This is a genomic window from Pontibacter sp. HSC-14F20, assembly GCF_019599265.1.
GTDB lineage: Bacteria > Bacteroidota > Bacteroidia > Cytophagales > Hymenobacteraceae > Pontibacter.
Window position 1 is genome coordinate 46,549 of record NZ_JAHZTC010000023.1, and the last position, 16,484, is coordinate 63,032.

The following is a 16,484-nucleotide window of genomic DNA, read 5'->3' on the forward strand; positions in this document are numbered from 1 at the left end:
AGGTGTGGTGCTAAGATAAGCCCTAAAAGATAAAAGTATAGCACAAGGGCTATACTTTTATCTTTAGATTACAATATATGCTTAAAGGTATACCTATTGGGCTCCATCCTGCAGCAGCGTGCTGCTAATACGCTTGAGTTCAGTTTCGGCTGCCTTTGCCTGGAATTGTATGTCAATCAGGCGGTTTTCGGCTACAAGCTGGTTGCGTTGAGCCTCCCGTAGTTCAATGGCCGTTAAAAGTCCCAAACGATAGCGTTCCAGGGCAATAGCGGCATTCTCCTGGGCCAAGGTCAGGTTCGTTTCTTCCAGTTCAAGCAGCTGCAGGCGGTTGCTGTACTGACTGTAGGCTCTGGCCAGTGCGGCATCGAGCAGATTCTGCTGGCGCTGGTATTCTAGGTTGGCAGACTCCAGGTTGATGCGGGCATTTTGAGCCAGGCGGTTTGTATTGAGGCCGTTAAAGATTGGCAAACTCACGCTCAGACCATAGTTATACCCACGGTTCTGGTTAAACAGCGGCGAGAATTCGTTCAGTGGTTCGTTTTCCGAGCGGTTAAAGTTGTAGGCTCCCACCACCCCGATGACAGGGAAGCGGCTGGCACGAACGGCCTTGATCTCCAGGCTGGCAATCTCCTGGTTTAATTTAAGGCGACCCAGAAGCGGGTTGTTGGCCAGCATACCTGCATCCGCACTGCCGTAGTTCAGGTTAGGGTCTACCACAATCGAGTCTGTCACGACAAAGTCTATGTTCGGATCGCGGCTGAGCAGTTGGTTGAGGTTGATCTTCGCATTCTGCAGTGCTTCCTGCTGCACCAGTAACTCCGAGCGGTCGGTGTTAAAGTCTACCTTTGCACGTAAAATCTCCACTTTAGCGCTCACGCCCACATCATATTGTGCCTGGGCTATGTCCACGCGTGCCTGCGATATGGCAATGGCATCTTCAATGGCCTGCATCTTTTCTGACTGGCGTACCACTTCAAAATAATTGTCGAAAATATTGGCAAGCGTGTTCTGCACGGTCTCGCGGGTAAACAAGACACCGGATTTTTCCAGGGCTTTCAGGCGATCGTAGTTAATGAACATGCCCATACCATCAAATATGGTCCAGTTCAGGTTAATGCTTCCATTGATGTTATTGGAGCTGGCGCCGTTGCGGGTACGGTCCGGGCCTGTCTGGAATTGCTGCCGGGAGTTGTTCTCACTAAAGGTGCGGCCGCCGCGCGCCTCCACGTTCGGAAGAAAGCCAGCATTGCCACGGGTTACATTGTTCTCTGCCATGGCCTCCTGCCGGTTCGCGATCTGGATGTCGTAGTTGTTTTGTAGCCCTATGCGAATGGCATCCTGCAGCGAAAGCTGTTCCTGTGCGGCAAGTTTGTTAGGGAAGAGCAGCACTACTCCCAGTAGGAACAGTGCTGCAACTTTAAGTGGGGACATTATATTTGAATGCAAAGGTTTAAATCTTAGCGTCAGAGATTAGATTTCGGATATTATTTACTTAGAACGGGTTCTCTTTCCTGTTTGCGCTCGTTTCTGCGTTCGGACTCTTCCTCCTCGTCTCTGTCTGCCATCAGGGCAAGGTTTGCCTCAGCAGAAGAGAAGAAAGAATAGATAGCAGGAATGATATACAGGGTCAGGCCGGTAGCAAAGATAAGACCCCCTACCACGGCAATACCCATCGAGACGCGGCTTTCGGAGCCGGCACCCCAGGCCAGTGCAATTGGCAAGGTTCCCAGAATAGTAGACATACTCGTCATCAGGATAGGGCGGAAACGCGATACAGCGGCTTCTCGGGCTGCCTCCAGTTTGCTCAGGCCCTGTTCCTTCTTCTGGTTGGCAAATTCCACCAGCAGGATCCCGTTCTTCGTTACCAGACCCACCAGCATGATCATACCAATCTGGCTGAAGATGTTGAGTGTCTGATCAAAGTACCACAGGCTTAGCATAGCTCCAGCCAATGCCAGTGGCACGGTGAACATGATGATGATCGGGTCGCGGAAACTCTCAAACTGTGCTGCCAAAGCCAGGTATATCAGGCCGAGCGCCAGTAAGAAGGCAAACATCAAGCTGCCTGAACTCTCCTGGAAGTCTCTCGACTGACCGGTCAGGGAAGTCTGGAAGGTTTCATCCAGCACGTCTTTTGCGATCACGTCCATGGCCTCTATGCCATCACCTATGGTATAGCCCTTATTCAGGGTAGCACTGAAGGTGGCTGCGGCAAAACGGTTGAAACGGTAGATCTGAGGCGAAGAGCTTTCTTCTTTCAACTCAATCAGGTTGTCGAGTTGTATCAGCTCACCGGCGTTGTTTTTTACGTAAAGACTGCGCAGATCGAGCGGTTCGCTGCGGTTCTCGCGTGCTACCTGACCGAGGATCTGGTACTGCTTGCCACCGCGCACGAAGTAGCCGAAGCGCTGGCCGCTCAGGCCCAGTTGCATGGTTTGGGCCACGTCACGCACACTCACCCCCATCGACAAGGCCTTCTCGCGGTCGATTTCCACGCGCAGTTCGGGCTTGTTGAACTTCAGGTTTACGTCCACAAAGTTGAACACCTGGTTCTGGCGCGCTGCCTCCAGGAAAGGAGGAATGATTTCGCGCAATTTAGCCATACTCTGTGCCTGCACCACATAGGATACCGGCTGACCGGAACCACGTCCGCCCCCCAGGCCTTTATCGCCGGCGGCGAAGGCACGGGCACCAGGAATCTGGTTAAGTAAGGCAGGAAGTTCTTCCACGATCTGCTGCTGCGATTTGCTACGCTCATTTGGTTCAACCAGACGGAGGCGAATAAAGCCAGAGTTGGAGTTACGCGTCATGGTGGTCATGCTGTTGATACCTTGCACCGAGTCATTGACCAGCGCAGAGAGTTCGTTCATATACCTGTCCATGAACTCGAAGGAGGCACCTTCAGGGCCAGTAGTCTGGATACGGAGTCCGCTTCTGTCTTCATCCGGGGTCAACTCGGAGCGCATGGTAGAAAACTGCCACCAGATAATGCCGGCCGACAGAATAACCAGCACGAAAGCCACCCAGCGGTATGCCAGGAAGCTGTTCAGACTGCTTCTATAGGCATTGGTTAAACCAGCAAAAAACGGCTCTGTTTTACGGTAGAACCAGTTTGGTCTCTCCCGGTGCTTTAGCATACGCGACGACATCATCGGCGTAAGTGTAAGCGAGACGAAGGAAGAGATAATAACAGAACCTGCCACCACGATACCGAACTCCCGGAAGAGGCGACCGGTCGTGTCTTCAAGAAAAGCAACCGGCATAAACACGGCAGCCAGCGCAACGGTAGTGGAGATAATGGCGAAATAAATCTCCTTGGATCCCTTCTTGGCGGCTTTCATCGGTTCCTGCCCCTCCTCAATACGGGCATAAATATTCTCCAGCATTACGATGGCGTCATCCACCACCAGACCAATGGCCAGCACGATACCCAGCAAGGTGAGCACGTTGATGGAGAAGTTCATCAAATACATGATAAAGAAAGCACCCACCAGCGAAACAGGTATAGCCACCACCGGGATGAGCGTGGAACGCCAGTCGCGCAGGAAAAGGAAAATGATCACTACCACTAGACCGAAGGCGACGAAGATAGTTTCCTGCACTTCCGCGATGGAGGCCCTTACATACTGCGAGTTATCGAAGCCGATGGTAAGCTCCAGATCCTCCGGAATGTCTTTTTTGATGTGTTCCAGGCGTTTGTAGAACTCATCAGCGATCTCTACCTGGTTGGTGCCTGGCTGGGGGATAATCACGACCCCGATCATGGGGATGCCATTGAAGCGCAATACCGTCTTTTCGTTTTCCGGGGACAGCTGGGCGTAGCCGATGTCGCGGAAGCGGATCAGGCGGGTAGCGTCTTCGCGGACTACCAGGTTGTTGAATTCCTCGGGCGTGGAGATACGGCCCATGGTTCTCACCGAAAGCTCTGTGGTAGCACCTTCGATGCTACCAGATGGCAGCTCCACGTTCTGGCGGGCCAGCGCATCGCGTACTTCCAGTGGGGTTACCTGCAGTGCAGAAAGCTTGTCAGGATCCATCCAGAGGCGCATGGAGTAGCGCTTGTCACCCCAGATGTTGATGGCACTTACTCCGGGTATTGTCTGTAACTGCTCTTTAAATACGTTCTGACCTATGTCAGAAAGGTCCAGAAGGGAGCGGGTTTCGCTTCGTATACCCAGGAAGATAATCGGGTTGGCATCCGCGTCGGCTTTGGATACGGTCGGAGGCTCTGCATCTTCCGGAAGGCGGCGCTGCGCCCGCGATACGCGGTCGCGTACGTCGTTGGCGGCTGCTTCCAGGTCTACGCCCAGGTCAAACTCCACGGTAATGTTACTGTTACCCTCGCTGCTCGATGACGTAAGGGTGCGTATACCTGCAATACCGTTAATCGACTCTTCGAGCGGCTCTGTAATTTCCGACTCGATCGTCTCAGCATTGGCACCGGCGTAACTTGTCGATACGTTCACGATCGGTGGGTCCACGCTAGGGTACTCGCGCACACCCAGGTAGGTGATCCCGATTATACCGAACACCATGATCGTGATGCTCATCACGATGGCGAGCACCGGGCGCTTAATACTTATATCTGATAAACTTGCCATAATTGTCTTTTACTAAACAGACCAAGAGCTGGAAAAAAAAATCATCCCCTTCTCACTAATTTCAACTTCACTAAAGGCGTTATTGTGCTTCTTCAGATGTTACTACTCTTCTGATGTTCAAGTCAGAACCGGGGCGTGCCTGCAATATACCCGAGCTGATGATGGTGTCGCCGGGTTCTACTCCTTCAATGATCTGAATAAGGGTCTCGGAGCGCTGGCCGATCTTCACCATCTGAGGCTGGGCTTTCCCGTTCTTTGCCAGGAAAATTTTGTGTCCCGTCGCCTCTGGTATAATGGCCTCTGTCGGGATCAGGATGGCTTCGTCCATGTCTTCCAGGCTGAGGGCGACCTTCACGAAAGCACCGGGCTTTATTTCCTGGTTCCTGTTCTCGTAGAGGGCGCGTAACTGCAGGGTGCGGGTGGCCGGGTCGATATTGGGTTGAACGGCATAAATAGTCGCCTCGTATTGTTCTGCGCTGCCCTCGGAGGTGAAGGTGATCTTATCGCCAACTTTTACGGATTGGCTGTAGCGGCCCGGTATAGAAAAGTCGATTTTAACAGGGCTGATGTCCACAATGCGGGCAACGGGGCTCGTTGGTGTTACATAACTGCCCTCACTCACCTGTCGCAGGCCGATCACACCATCAAAGGGAGCACGCACATAAGCTTTGTCCAGGGTGGCTTTCAGCGCCTGGATATCTGCTGTAGCGGTAGCAAGCTGGTTGCTCACCTGGTCATACTCCTGGCGGCTGATGTATTCTTTCTCGAGCAGGGTGCGCTGGCGCTCTTCCATGTCCTGGTACAGCTTCTGGTTCGACTGCAACTTGGCCAACTGGGCGCGCAGATCTGCATCGTTTACTGTCATCAGAAGTTGTCCTTTCTTTACCTGGCTGCCTTCCTTGAAGTTGATAGCTGTTACGCGGCCGGAAATTTCGCTGCGCAGTTCCACGTCTTCATTAGGGATAACGGAGCCGGTAGAGGTAATCTTGTTCTGGAAAGCAGTTGGAGAGACTACAAACACGTCCACGGCTACTTTCTGAGCCATGGGGCCGCCCATAGGTCCGGATGCTTTTGCTTGCTCGCTACCAGAAAACACTTTGTCGTACAGCAGGTAACCAATAACGGCGGCAACTACCAGGAGGAGGATGGTTTTGACAGTTTTGTTCATTTAGGTTTTAACTTCGATTAAGGTGATCTTAACCTCAAAGGTATAAAATTCCAGTTTGTATTTAACGTATAGACAACAGCGAAAAACGACTAAATTTACATGCTTATCTTGGTATAATAAAGCATGTGGCAGACGTACGCTGCCAACAGACGCCATTATAAGACAAACGACAGCTTCATAGGTTTAAAAACGGATAAAAGAAATTGCACAAAGGTATGAGCGAGAGCAAAAAAAACTTTTTTGAGGATGTATATGAGGTAGTTAGGCTGATCCCCGAAGGGCGGGTAACCTCGTACGGAGCCATTGCCAGCTACCTGGGCTCAAAGGGTTCGGCCCGGATGGTGGGCTGGGCTTTGATCGCCTCGCAGCCATTTGCCGCTATACCTGCGCACCGGGTAGTTAACAGAATCGGTATGCTCACAGGCAAGCAGCATTTCGAATCCTCCAACGCCATGCAGGAACGGCTGGAGCAGGAGGGTGTCAAGGTGAAAAATGACCAGGTAGTGGCATTTGATAAGCTGTTCTGGGACCCGGCAAAGGAGCTTCTGTAAAGTTTGGGAGTTTGGGAAGTGAGGGCAGGGACTAGGTTTCGCTTGTTTAAACTATCGTGTGACGTTCGCATTTGAAGAGGCGGCGGATAGCCTTTTCCATACCTGAAGGGCCTTTTGCAGTCGGGGGCGGTTGTAGCGCTGCACCAGGATGGGGTATACGTTCAGGATCACATTCAAAGAAATCAACCACAGCGATTGCTTCAGTCCGTTTTGGTATGCCACAAAAAAGGTAAAGCCAAGCACGATAAAGAAGATAACCAAATGCCCGAACTCAGATTGCCGGGTATTGTATTCCAGCCGCTGTAGTGCCTCCAGCTCTTTTTTAACCGGGCTCACCGCTTTATGGAGCCTTTCCCAGCCAACCCAAACCAGCAGCTTCCGAAAGATGTTGACACCAAACCATCGGTAGACCTTCCCGCCATTTTCCCATACCTTCACATCGAAGTATTTAGCTGTCAGGGCTGGTTTAAAGGTTTGCATGCTAGAGGACACGGCCATCATCAGCATGAAATTAAAAACCCAGGCAAAAGAGAAGGAAGTGACGCCTAGCAGATAAGCTACGGCTAGTATCATGCCGACCGAAAACAGGGAGATGAAAAACGTGCTCAGGTATTTAAACATGGGTACAGCGTCAGCTATTTTTTTCAGGTATAGCGGTTTACTAATTTACAGCTACTGCCCTTTCCGGCCAAACCCTAAAAAAGAAAAAGGCACCACCTTGCCGGCAGCGCCTTTAACCACTCTAACAAATCACTGTCGGCGCAAGCCCGAAGACTACGCTGCTGACAACGGCCTTATTACAGCCTACAGAAATCTCTATGCAGCACTAAGGGGCTCTGTCTTCCCCGATAGTGATGCAAGTATAGGCACTGCAGAACGCACAATTTTAACTTTTAGACAAGCGACCGGTTTGCGTACCCTTACAACAGGTATAGCACCCCGCAGGCTGTACACGGCACCGTGGCTGCACTTCGGGTGGCAGGTATAGCCGCTCGTCTAAAAGCAACTGTCGGTTAAGGACTTGATGCGCAGAAAACGTAACTTTGCAGGATGGAAGTAAAACTGAACGCGGCACGTGAACTGGAGGTAAAGAGCTGGAGTTTGCCGGATGTGCGTAACATCACCCAGAACAGGCTGCTGCTGCACCTGCTGTTCTGGGCGGTGTACGTGTGCTTTTTCGGCCTCCTCTATGGTAGTTACATCGATGACTACTACAACGCCTTCATGATCGAGCTCATCGAGCTGCCCTTCAAGATGCTGCTGGTGTACTTTAATATGTACTTTCTGATGCCGCAATACCTGCTGCAGCAGCGCTACATGGAGTTTGCCGTATACCTGCTGCTGATGATGGGGGCCATTGGCATCCTGATGCAGTTTGTGCTCATGCCGCTGCTCATTCACCCGCTCATCTGCCCCACCACCTGCACCAACGACAACCTCACACTCTACCGCTTTGTGCGCAATATCGTGAACCTGGGTTACCTGGTGTCCATGTCAGCAGCCATATACCTGCTCAAGAACTGGTACCGCGATCAGCAGGCCACGCAGTCGCTGGCGAAGGACAAGCTGGAGGCCGAACTTAAGTTTCTGAAAGGTCAGATTCACCCGCACTTCCTCTTTAACACGCTCAATAGTCTGTATTCGCTCACGCTGCGTAAATCTGAAAATGCGCCGGAAGTGGTGCTCAAGCTGTCGGGTTTGATGGACTACATGCTTTATGATGCCGCTGCCGCCAAGGTACCGCTGGAAAAGGAGCTCAGCTACATACAGAACTACATCGCCCTGGAGCGCATCCGTTACGGCGACCGCGTGGACATTGCCTACACCGAAACGGGAGGTATAGCCGGCAAGCAGATTGCCCCCATGATGCTGTTGCCTTTTGTGGAGAATGCCTTTAAGCACGGCGTAAGCACCGAAACCAAAAACGCCTGGATCCGGATAGACGTGAAAGTGCAGGGCCATATGCTGGTGGTGCTGGTCGAGAACTGCAAATGCCTCGAAAAAGCCAGCGAAAGCAACCGTGATTTTGCCTCCGGCATTGGTCTGAAAAACGTGCGGCGCCGCCTGGAACTGCTCTACGAAAACAGGTATAGCCTGGAAGTGGAAGACGAGCCCGAAAGCTATGCCGTGCGCCTGGAACTAGACCTAAGACAAGGATAACAGGTATAGCAAATGTACTGTGCAGGTATAGCACGCCGTTTATACCTGGAGGAGCCAAAAAACCGAACATGAAACTACGCTGCCTGATAGTAGACGATGAACCCCTGGCGCTGGACGTGCTGGAGACTTTTGTGGAACGCCTCGACAACCTGGAACTGGTTTGCCGCTGCAACAATGCTGTGGAGGCCTACAACTGCCTGCAGACCGAGCACATCGATCTGATGTTTCTCGATATCCAGATGCCCAAGCTCACAGGTATAGATTTCCTCAAGTCTATACCTAATCCGCCCAAGGTCATCTTTACCACCGCCTACCGCGACTATGCCCTCGACAGCTACGAACTCAACGCGGTGGATTACCTGCTCAAGCCCATCGCCTTCGACCGTTTTCTGAAAGCCGTGGCCAAAGTAACCCCCGCCGAGCCCAGAAGTATAGCCGCTCAGCCTGTAGCAATTAATCAAACGGAGCCGGATTACAAAGAGGCCTTCATTTACCTGAAAGCCGACAAGAAAATGGTGAAGGTGATGCTGGCCGATATTCTCTACATTGAAAGCCTGAAAGACTACATCCGGGTGAAAACCGACACAAAGGAGATCATCTCATACCAGAAAATATCCTTCCTGGAAGAAAAGCTGCCTACCGACAAATTTCTGCGCATCCACCGCAGCTTCATCATCTCCCTCGACAAAGTACAGGCCTTCTCGGCCACGGCTGTAGACATAGGCAAAGTCGAAATCCCGATCGGCCGCCTCTACAAAAATGACGTGCTGCAAGTGCTCGGGCAGAACAACCTGCTGGAAAGCTAGAGCGTTGAGGAGTTTGAGTGTTTAGGGGTGTAAGAGGGATGAAGCAAGGTGAAGCGTAGCGTATTTGCTTCAATTTACTGCCTGCGCTGAAAAGGTCAGGTATAGCGAATGAGGTAAAAGTTCTATACCTTAACCCGTAGCAAAATTTCATCCTTTCCCGTAAAGGCTCGACAGGGGAGATCCTATTAACTCTCCTTAATGCTCTAACTCCCAAAATCCTAAACTCCTTGAACTCCATCTCAAAAAAGAAGCTGTTTTACCCGATTGCAGCCTGTTTGCGCAGTTACCTGCACGAATACGACCGGGAGACGAAACTGCCGGTGCACTACGAGGACCTGGTGCATTATACCGACGCTTTCCCTTACTATGACAAAAAAGGGCACGACACGCTTTGGGAAACCATCATGTTTGACCAGCAGGCGCAGGCGGAGTTGAGCACCGGGCTAACCCAGATTTACGCACTGCTGAAAACCGATGGCGATATGTCGGTGATGGAGCACTTGTACGTTTCGCGGATCGACTACTGCACCTTTGGCAACTCCAATCCCTTCCGGGTGCAGATCATGAACCAGCTTAACGACAACTACGACTACTTTTACGTGAAGCGGGCCGATGCTTCGCGCATCTATGGGCTGGAGCTGGAGTACATTCTGTCGCCCAACCGCATCAACTACCTTGTGGACGGCGATACCCTGATTGAAGAGCATATTGCAGGTATACCTGGCGACCATTTTATAAAAGAATACCTCAACCGGCCAGCCTCCAACAAGGTGCGCATTGCCAAGGAGTTTGTGAAGTTTAACGAGCGCTGCTTTGTGCGCCTGCTCGGCGATATGCGCTCCTATAATTATGTGGTGGATATTACGCCGGATTTTGAGGATGAGCAGTACCGTGTCCGGCCCATTGACTTCGACCAGCAATCTTACGAGGGACGCAAGAGCATGTACCTGCCGCAGTTCTTCAAAGACAACAACATGATTGTGGAGCTGGTGCTCAAATTATTGAAGCCGGATGTGGTGCGGCAATACCAGAACGAGGAGCGCACGCTTATTTTCAGGCGGCTGCGTACGGCCCGTTACCGCCTCAAAGATCTGATTGACTGCATGCGCAAAGACACCATCTCGACCCCCGAGAAAATAAAGCAGCTGAAAGAAGAGCTGGCACGGCACCACCAATCCGATGAATTCCTCAAATGCCGCGGCATGGGCGACCTGGTGCGCCTCAACCTCAAGACCGTGATGAAAAAGGCGAAGATCAAGTAGGGTTGCGGAACAAAAGTTTCTGTGACAAATGACAAAGGACCGCTTTACATAAAGGTATAATCTCCTACAAGGGGCTTTTGTCCTTTGTCAAACAGTCTTTTGTCAAATCCATACCTGGCTATTAGAGTCGTTCCAGATTGGTGCGGGTGCGCTCGCTATCCGGCAGGTTGCCGGTGTTGACAGTGCTGACAGGCTCAAACAATAAGACTTCCGCCTCTTCCTGCGTTACCGGCCGGTGCTCCACGCCGCGGGGCACGATCAGGAACTCGCCGGGGTGCAGGGTAATCGTTTTGTCCCGGAATTCCATATCAAAGCTTCCCTTTACGACCAGAAACAGCTCGTCCTCCTGCTCGTGGTGGTGCCAGTCGAATGCGCCTTTAAATTTGGCCAGTTTCACCTGTTGCCCGTTCAGTTCACCGGCAATGCGCGGATTCCAGAAGTCAGGTATGTGGGCAAACTTCTCCGCAAGGTTTACTTTTTCTATTTTCTGGTTCATACTATACCTATTTTATAGAGTGGTGATGAATATCATCTAAATTTATTTGGACTGATTCTAAATAGGGCTTACCTTTGTGTTACTCGATTTAAGAAACAAGCGCCACCACTATGATAGCAGCAATAGCGAAGCCCGGAGAGACGATAACAGCAGCCCCTGAATTGGTCGAAATTTATGCAAACGAAGTAGGAGCCGTATTTCAGTGCGATCGTAAGAACCGCCTGATGCTATACTTTGCCGGAACGCTGAACGTGCTCAAGGTAGATACTTTTCTGCGTTTGAAGCAAGCCGTTGCCAGCATCGACCTGGAACAAATGGCCGCTAACCCTAGCCGCTCTTCTGATTACGAAATCGTGTCGGTGTGTGGCTGCGACCGCTGTTTTATCTTGTCCCTGACGGAGCTTTATGCCTTGCGCGACCTGCTGGCCGGTGCCAATTTCAGCCTTGAACTCAATCGCCTGCTGCACGAGTGCCTGACGCCACTCGAAGCGTAGTCTCGCAACATCAGCTATACCCACCAGCACAGCCCACAAGCTGTGCTTTTTTTATTTAGACTTTTTCCATATTTCAATCCAGGTATCCTTTTTCAGAACATTATACCTACCTTGATGGTAAGAATAAAGGACGCATCCTCTACCCGGAGGAGGCCCTTGATTTAGAACGAAAAACACCCCTATACCTATGAAGGATCTACTAAGGTTAAGAACTTCGCTGACCGAAGAAATAGAAAGAGTTCTCAACGACCAGATTAAAATGGAAGCGGACGCCTCGGCTATGTACCTGGCCATGTCGGCCTGGTGCGACCGCAACGGCTTCGACTTTAGTGCAGGCTATTTTAAGAAGCAGTCAGACGAGGAGCGTGAGCACATGTTGCGCTTGTTTAAGTATGTGTCTGATATGGGCGGCCGTGCCGTTTCTCCGGATGTCTCGGGTATTCAGATCGAGTTCGATTCTTTCAGAAGTGTGTTTGAGCAGGCGCTGCAGCAGGAAATCGCTGTGACGCAATCATTCAACCGTATGGCAGACAAGTGCATGAAGACCAAAGACTTTGTGACCTTCACGTTCCTGCAGTGGTTCCTCAAAGAGCAGATCGAGGAAGAATATGTGGCCCGTCGTGCGCTCGAGTTGTTCGATGTGATAGGCGAGGAGGGAACAGGCCAGTACGAGATTGACAAGCGTGTGCCGAAAATCACGTACGAGGATACTTACGAGGGATAATTACCCCTGCTATAAAAGCAAAAGCCTTTGGATTCGCTCCAAAGGCTTTTTTTATTGGCAGTCCCTTTACCTATTCCTGATCGTCTGATTTAAGGATATGGTCGTTGAAAGCCTGTTTGGCCTTTTCTTCGGTGGTATATTGCAGCCATACATTGTCAGGCTGAAAACTCATGACGGGGGCAAAATCGCAGCGGTCGGTACACTCGGTCTTCACCACTTCTACCTTTCCTTTCAGGCCCATGTCTTTGATCATGTTGCGGAGCATTTTGCCGATCTCCTTTCCGCCCTTTTTCTTGCACTTACTGCCCGTGCACACATATATCACCTTATCAGGTACCTCGAATCCTTTGCTCATGTATTAGTTTGAAAGTGCCTCCTATTTAAAGTGGAAATGCCTGAAAATAGTTTCAAGTAAATGCGCGGAGCAAAGTTAAGCAGAATAAACGTTAAACTTAAAATAGGGTGATAGCCTGCTAACCCGGCTATGGAGTGTTTTGGGAGTGGCAGGGAATGCTTGATTTACGTATACTTAGTCCTGCACCGATAATGCGTTTGCATTTGTTAATTTGATCTCACCATCCCTGGAAGCCGCAAGCCTTTGGTGAACTAATCTACCATCGACGCTGCTAAACCCTCCCTTGCCTGGCAATCCGTCTCTTCCTGTTTCACCTGCACTGTGCAGCAGTGATATACCGTGACGAGTCCTGGTTTGGTTAAAAACTGGTATAAAGTTACTGGTAGAATATGTAAAGTCGATGTTGCCACCATTGCCTCCTGCTATACCGGCAGTAGCGTCTGAGCCGTCTGTTCCTTTATTACCAGGTATAACAAACACTTCAGTAACATACTGCCCATTGGCACCTCGTACTTTTCGTTCTTCGTGGCGGTCTGGGGTTCCTTTCTTGCCATTTTTGCCATTGGTGCCATTTCCTCCTCTACCACCACGCGAATCAATTATAAGGCTACCCAGCTTTTCAAAGTGCAGGCTTAGCTTCAGGTTGCCCCCGTCCTGCCCGCGTGTGCCATTATCTACAGGATCAGCATTTATGACTTCGCCATTTAACAGTGTTGTGCTTGTATTCGCCAGATTTCTACGCACCTCCTGCCGCTTCGGAGCTATACCTACCTGCGTGCTGGCGCCATCTTTTCCTTTGGATGAGACAGTGCACTTGTCGCCGATGATAGCCACATGGGCCTGTAAAATACCTTGCATTTCGGGGGCAAACACGATGGTGGCCTTATCCTGCATAATAAGTGTGTCAACCAGTAGGATATTGTCTGGACCTACCGTATAGGTTTCGCCCTTGGCTATGACCAATTTAGAGATGCGACTTTTCTGAGCCTGAACTGTGAGAGAGGAAAGCGCGAGCGGAACGCAGACGATCAGGAGAAGTAAAGTTTTCAGCATGGTATAAAGTTAAAAGTATATAAGGTATATTGTATGTCATTCAGGCGAAATACTGTAAAAGCACATAAAACTGCTTCCTGCAGTGCCGCTAAAACAGGTTTAAACCTTCAACCTCACTTACTGTCTAACCCCACATCTAACCTATCTAACCTATCTAACCTTAAAAGAAACATGCACATCAAGACTCTGAGAACCCCGAAGCGCTTGGCCGCGTCGTTGCTGAGCCTGTTGCTACTGGCGGGCTCCCCGGCTCCTGTCGTTTTTGCGCAGAACGGCAACCAGGCCACCACCGGCTACCAGCGACCTCCCGAGGCCATTGCCTCTATCATCGACGCGCCCTCTACACCAAATGTCAGCATCAATTCCAAAGGCGACTGGATGCTGCTGCTTGAGCGGGCGGGTTACCCCAGCATAGAAGAGCTGGCGCAGCCCGAAAGCCGTCTGGCTGGACTCCGCATAAACCCTGCCACAAACGGACAGAGTCGCGCCACGTTTATAAATAATATTAAAATAAAGCAGGTGAATGGCGGACAGGAGTTTGAAGTGGCAGGTATACCGCAAAACGCGCAGATCTCCTACGTAACCTGGTCGCCGGACGAAAAGCAGATCGCTTTCACCATCACCAAAGCCAATGGCATCGAATTGTGGGTGGCAGGTATAGCCGACCGCCAGGCACGCAAACTCACCGAAGCCACATTGAACGATGCCTATAGCGGTCGTCCGTTTTCGTGGTTGCCGGATAGCAAGTCGCTGCTCGTCAAGTTTGTGGACGAGAAGCGTGGCGAAATGCCAAAGGCTAACCTGGTGCCAACGGGCCCTAACATTCAGCAAAACATTGGCAAGGCAAATCCATCGCGCACCTACCAGGATCTGCTCAAGAACAAGTACGACGAGCGGCTGTTCGACTACTACATGCAGACCCAGCTTAAGCTGGTGAGCCTGGAGGGGAAACAGCATAATGTAGGTCAGGCCGGTATCTTTAAGAGCGCTGACGTGTCGCCGGACGGGCAATATTTGCTGGTGGAAACGATCCAGAAGCCTTACTCATACCTGGTGCCGCACTATTACTTCCCTTACAACGTGGAGGTATGGAGCCGCGATGGTAAAGTAGTGAAGCAACTGGCCCAACTGCCACTGGCCGAAGACATTCCGATCGGTTTTGATAACGTGGCCAAAGGTCCGCGTGGCTACAACTGGCGACCTGACAAAGCGGCCACGCTCTATTGGGCAGAAGCCCAGGACGGCGGAGACGCCAGCAAAGAAGTTGCTGAGCGCGACGTGGTATTCATGCTGGATGCGCCTTTTTCCGGAAAGCCTGCTAAACTGGCGGGCACCAAGTACCGCTACCGTGGTGTGCAGTGGGGCAATAATGACCTGGCACTTGTAAACGAGCGTCTCTGGAAAACCCGTACCGAGCGTGTGGTGCGCGTGAATCCGTCGAAGCCTTCGCAAGCCGGAACAGTGCTGATCGAGCGCTCTTACGAAGACGGTTACAGTGACCCGGGAAGTCCGGTATACACCAAAAATCAGTATGGCCGCAGCGTATTGCTAACCGATAAAAAAGGCGACAACATTTACATGATCAGTGAAGGCGGCTCACCGGAAGGCAACCGTCCGTTCCTGAGCGAATTCAACCTGAAGTCGAAAAAAGCGAAGATCCTGTTCCGTTCCGAGGCGCCTTATTACGAGCGTCCGGTGGACATCATCGACCTGAGCAGCAAGCGCATCATCACCCGTCGTGAGTCGGAGCAGGACGTGCCCAACTACTTTGTGCGCGACCTGAACAAGAAGCGCATGACGCAAGTGACCAAATTCCCGCATCCATACCCGCAACTGCAAGGCGTGCAGAAAGAGATGCTGCAGTACGAGCGCAACGATGGTGTGAAATTGACGGCGGTGCTATACCTGCCCAAATACTATAAGAAAGGTAACGGACCACTTCCGATGCTGATGTGGGCCTATCCGCGTGAGTTCAAGAACGCTGCTGCTGCCGGACAGGTGAAGAGCTCGCCTTACGAGTTTACCCGCATCAGCTCTGGTTCGCCGCTGTTCTGGGTGACGCAGGGCTATGCCGTACTCGACCGCACGGACTTCCCGATAGTTGGCGAGGGAGATGCCCAGCCAAATGATACCTACGTGGAGCAACTGGTAGCCAGTGCCAAAGCTGCTATCGACAAGACGGTAGGTATGGGCGTGGCCGATCCGAAGCGTATTGCCGTAGGCGGACACTCGTACGGTGCTTTCATGACCGGTAACCTGCTGGCGCATTCTGATCTGTTTGCTGCAGGTATAGCCCGAAGCGGAGCTTACAATCGTACGCTCACGCCGTTTGGTTTCCAGCAGGAGGAGCGCACGTACTGGCAGGCACCGGAGGTATACAACCGCATGTCGCCGTTCTCTGCCGCTCATAAAGTGAAAACGCCAATTCTGCTTATTCACGGCGAGGCTGACAACAACTCCGGTACTTTCCCGGTGCAGAGCGAGCGCTTCTACAACGCCCTGAAAGGCCACGGGGCCACCACGCGACTGGTGTTCCTGCCCCATGAAAGCCATGGCTATGCTGCCCGTGAGTCGATCCTGCACATGCTCTGGGAAATGGATGCCTGGCTGAACACCTACGTGAAGAACCGTCAGGTGCAGTAATAGCTACACCTGCTATCATAAAACAAAATGCCCCGGCCAGACAGGGAGGGCACTGAAAAAGTCTCCGTGAAAACTGGAGAATTACAGGAGCAGGAATTAAGTTTTCTGCTCCTTTTTTCGTATCTCCTGGTGGAATCAGAGAGCATTCAGATGGTAGCGCAACAGCAACAA

General features: G+C 51.4%; 14 protein-coding genes. 7 read left to right on the forward strand and 7 right to left on the reverse strand.

The features are described from left to right. Positions 1 to 93: 93 nt before the first annotated feature. The 3 genes from K3G39_RS18095 to K3G39_RS18105 form a co-directional block, all read right to left on the reverse strand. A complete protein-coding gene (locus K3G39_RS18095) occupies positions 94 to 1,431 on the reverse strand; it encodes a TolC family protein (protein WP_220627580.1) in 1,338 nt (445 codons plus the stop codon). Positions 1,432 to 1,484: 53 nt separating this feature from the next. Next, positions 1,485 to 4,601: an efflux RND transporter permease subunit gene (locus tag K3G39_RS18100; RefSeq protein ID WP_220627581.1), complete on the reverse strand. Its 3,117-nt coding sequence runs from the start codon at positions 4,599 to 4,601 to the stop codon at positions 1,485 to 1,487. A 79-nt stretch (positions 4,602 to 4,680) separates the two neighbouring features. Beyond that, positions 4,681 to 5,769 (reverse strand): efflux RND transporter periplasmic adaptor subunit, encoded by a 1,089-nt coding sequence (locus K3G39_RS18105; RefSeq protein WP_220627582.1) that lies wholly within the window; start codon positions 5,767 to 5,769, stop codon positions 4,681 to 4,683. 215 nt (positions 5,770 to 5,984) lie between these two features. Here K3G39_RS18105 and K3G39_RS18110 point away from each other — a divergent pair, with 215 nt between their 5' ends. After that, a complete protein-coding gene (locus tag K3G39_RS18110; protein ID WP_220627583.1) occupies positions 5,985 to 6,320 on the forward strand; it encodes an MGMT family protein in 336 nt (111 codons plus the stop codon). Positions 6,321 to 6,371: 51 nt separating this feature from the next. On the opposite strand, the gene K3G39_RS18115 is transcribed toward K3G39_RS18110, so the two are convergent. Further along, a complete protein-coding gene (locus K3G39_RS18115; RefSeq protein WP_220627584.1) occupies positions 6,372 to 6,941 on the reverse strand; it encodes a hypothetical protein in 570 nt (189 codons plus the stop codon). Between the two features lie 429 nt (positions 6,942 to 7,370). Here K3G39_RS18115 and K3G39_RS18120 point away from each other — a divergent pair, with 429 nt between their 5' ends. The 3 genes from K3G39_RS18120 (at position 7,371) to K3G39_RS18130 (ending at position 10,548) form a co-directional block, all read left to right on the forward strand. Further along, a complete protein-coding gene (locus tag K3G39_RS18120; protein WP_220627585.1) occupies positions 7,371 to 8,480 on the forward strand; it encodes a sensor histidine kinase in 1,110 nt (369 codons plus the stop codon). A gap of 68 nt (positions 8,481 to 8,548) precedes the next feature. After that, a complete protein-coding gene (locus K3G39_RS18125) occupies positions 8,549 to 9,286 on the forward strand; it encodes a LytTR family DNA-binding domain-containing protein (protein WP_220627586.1) in 738 nt (245 codons plus the stop codon). Positions 9,287 to 9,513: 227 nt separating this feature from the next. Further along, complete coding sequence (locus K3G39_RS18130) at positions 9,514 to 10,548, forward strand: hypothetical protein (RefSeq protein ID WP_220627587.1); 1,035 nt, start codon at positions 9,514 to 9,516, stop codon at positions 10,546 to 10,548. Positions 10,549 to 10,669: 121 nt separating this feature from the next. On the opposite strand, the gene K3G39_RS18135 is transcribed toward K3G39_RS18130, so the two are convergent. Next, a complete protein-coding gene (locus K3G39_RS18135) occupies positions 10,670 to 11,044 on the reverse strand; it encodes a cupin domain-containing protein (protein WP_220627588.1) in 375 nt (124 codons plus the stop codon). Positions 11,045 to 11,154: 110 nt separating this feature from the next. Here K3G39_RS18135 and K3G39_RS18140 point away from each other — a divergent pair, with 110 nt between their 5' ends. Together K3G39_RS18140 and K3G39_RS18145 are read left to right on the forward strand one after the other, a co-directional pair. After that, positions 11,155 to 11,538, forward strand: a complete 384-nt coding sequence (locus K3G39_RS18140) for a hypothetical protein (RefSeq protein WP_220627589.1) — start codon at positions 11,155 to 11,157, stop codon at positions 11,536 to 11,538. 187 nt (positions 11,539 to 11,725) lie between these two features. Beyond that, on the forward strand, positions 11,726 to 12,262 hold the full coding sequence (locus K3G39_RS18145) for a ferritin (RefSeq protein ID WP_220627590.1): 537 nt from the start codon (positions 11,726 to 11,728) through the stop codon (positions 12,260 to 12,262). 70 nt (positions 12,263 to 12,332) lie between these two features. Here K3G39_RS18145 and K3G39_RS18150 read toward each other — a convergent pair whose 3' ends face one another. After that, on the reverse strand, positions 12,333 to 12,617 hold the full coding sequence (locus K3G39_RS18150; protein ID WP_220627591.1) for a ferredoxin: 285 nt from the start codon (positions 12,615 to 12,617) through the stop codon (positions 12,333 to 12,335). A gap of 174 nt (positions 12,618 to 12,791) precedes the next feature. After that, positions 12,792 to 13,670: a hypothetical protein gene (locus tag K3G39_RS18155; protein WP_220627592.1), complete on the reverse strand. Its 879-nt coding sequence runs from the start codon at positions 13,668 to 13,670 to the stop codon at positions 12,792 to 12,794. A gap of 171 nt (positions 13,671 to 13,841) precedes the next feature. On the opposite strand from K3G39_RS18155, the gene K3G39_RS18160 reads away from it, so the two are divergent. Beyond that, complete coding sequence (locus tag K3G39_RS18160; RefSeq protein ID WP_220627593.1) at positions 13,842 to 16,313, forward strand: prolyl oligopeptidase family serine peptidase; 2,472 nt, start codon at positions 13,842 to 13,844, stop codon at positions 16,311 to 16,313. The last annotated feature ends 171 nt before the right edge of the window (positions 16,314 to 16,484 follow it).

Excerpts from the sequence above, each read along its gene's own strand:
- K3G39_RS18095 (WP_220627580.1), bottom strand. The coding sequence starts at position 1,431 with ATGTCCCCACTTAAAGTTGCAGCACTGTTCCTACTGGGAGTAGTGCTG.
- K3G39_RS18100 (WP_220627581.1), bottom strand. The coding sequence starts at position 4,601 with ATGGCAAGTTTATCAGATATAAGTATTAAGCGCCCGGTGCTCGCCATC.
- K3G39_RS18105 (WP_220627582.1), bottom strand. The coding sequence starts at position 5,769 with ATGAACAAAACTGTCAAAACCATCCTCCTCCTGGTAGTTGCCGCCGTT.
- K3G39_RS18110 (WP_220627583.1), top strand. The coding sequence starts at position 5,985 with ATGAGCGAGAGCAAAAAAAACTTTTTTGAGGATGTATATGAGGTAGTT.
- K3G39_RS18115 (WP_220627584.1), bottom strand. The coding sequence starts at position 6,941 with ATGTTTAAATACCTGAGCACGTTTTTCATCTCCCTGTTTTCGGTCGGC.
- K3G39_RS18120 (WP_220627585.1), top strand. The coding sequence starts at position 7,371 with ATGGAAGTAAAACTGAACGCGGCACGTGAACTGGAGGTAAAGAGCTGG.
- K3G39_RS18125 (WP_220627586.1), top strand. The coding sequence starts at position 8,549 with ATGAAACTACGCTGCCTGATAGTAGACGATGAACCCCTGGCGCTGGAC.
- K3G39_RS18135 (WP_220627588.1), bottom strand. The coding sequence starts at position 11,044 with ATGAACCAGAAAATAGAAAAAGTAAACCTTGCGGAGAAGTTTGCCCAC.
- K3G39_RS18140 (WP_220627589.1), top strand. The coding sequence starts at position 11,155 with ATGATAGCAGCAATAGCGAAGCCCGGAGAGACGATAACAGCAGCCCCT.
- K3G39_RS18145 (WP_220627590.1), top strand. The coding sequence starts at position 11,726 with ATGAAGGATCTACTAAGGTTAAGAACTTCGCTGACCGAAGAAATAGAA.
- K3G39_RS18150 (WP_220627591.1), bottom strand. The coding sequence starts at position 12,617 with ATGAGCAAAGGATTCGAGGTACCTGATAAGGTGATATATGTGTGCACG.
- K3G39_RS18155 (WP_220627592.1), bottom strand. The coding sequence starts at position 13,670 with ATGCTGAAAACTTTACTTCTCCTGATCGTCTGCGTTCCGCTCGCGCTT.
- K3G39_RS18160 (WP_220627593.1), top strand. The coding sequence starts at position 13,842 with ATGCACATCAAGACTCTGAGAACCCCGAAGCGCTTGGCCGCGTCGTTG.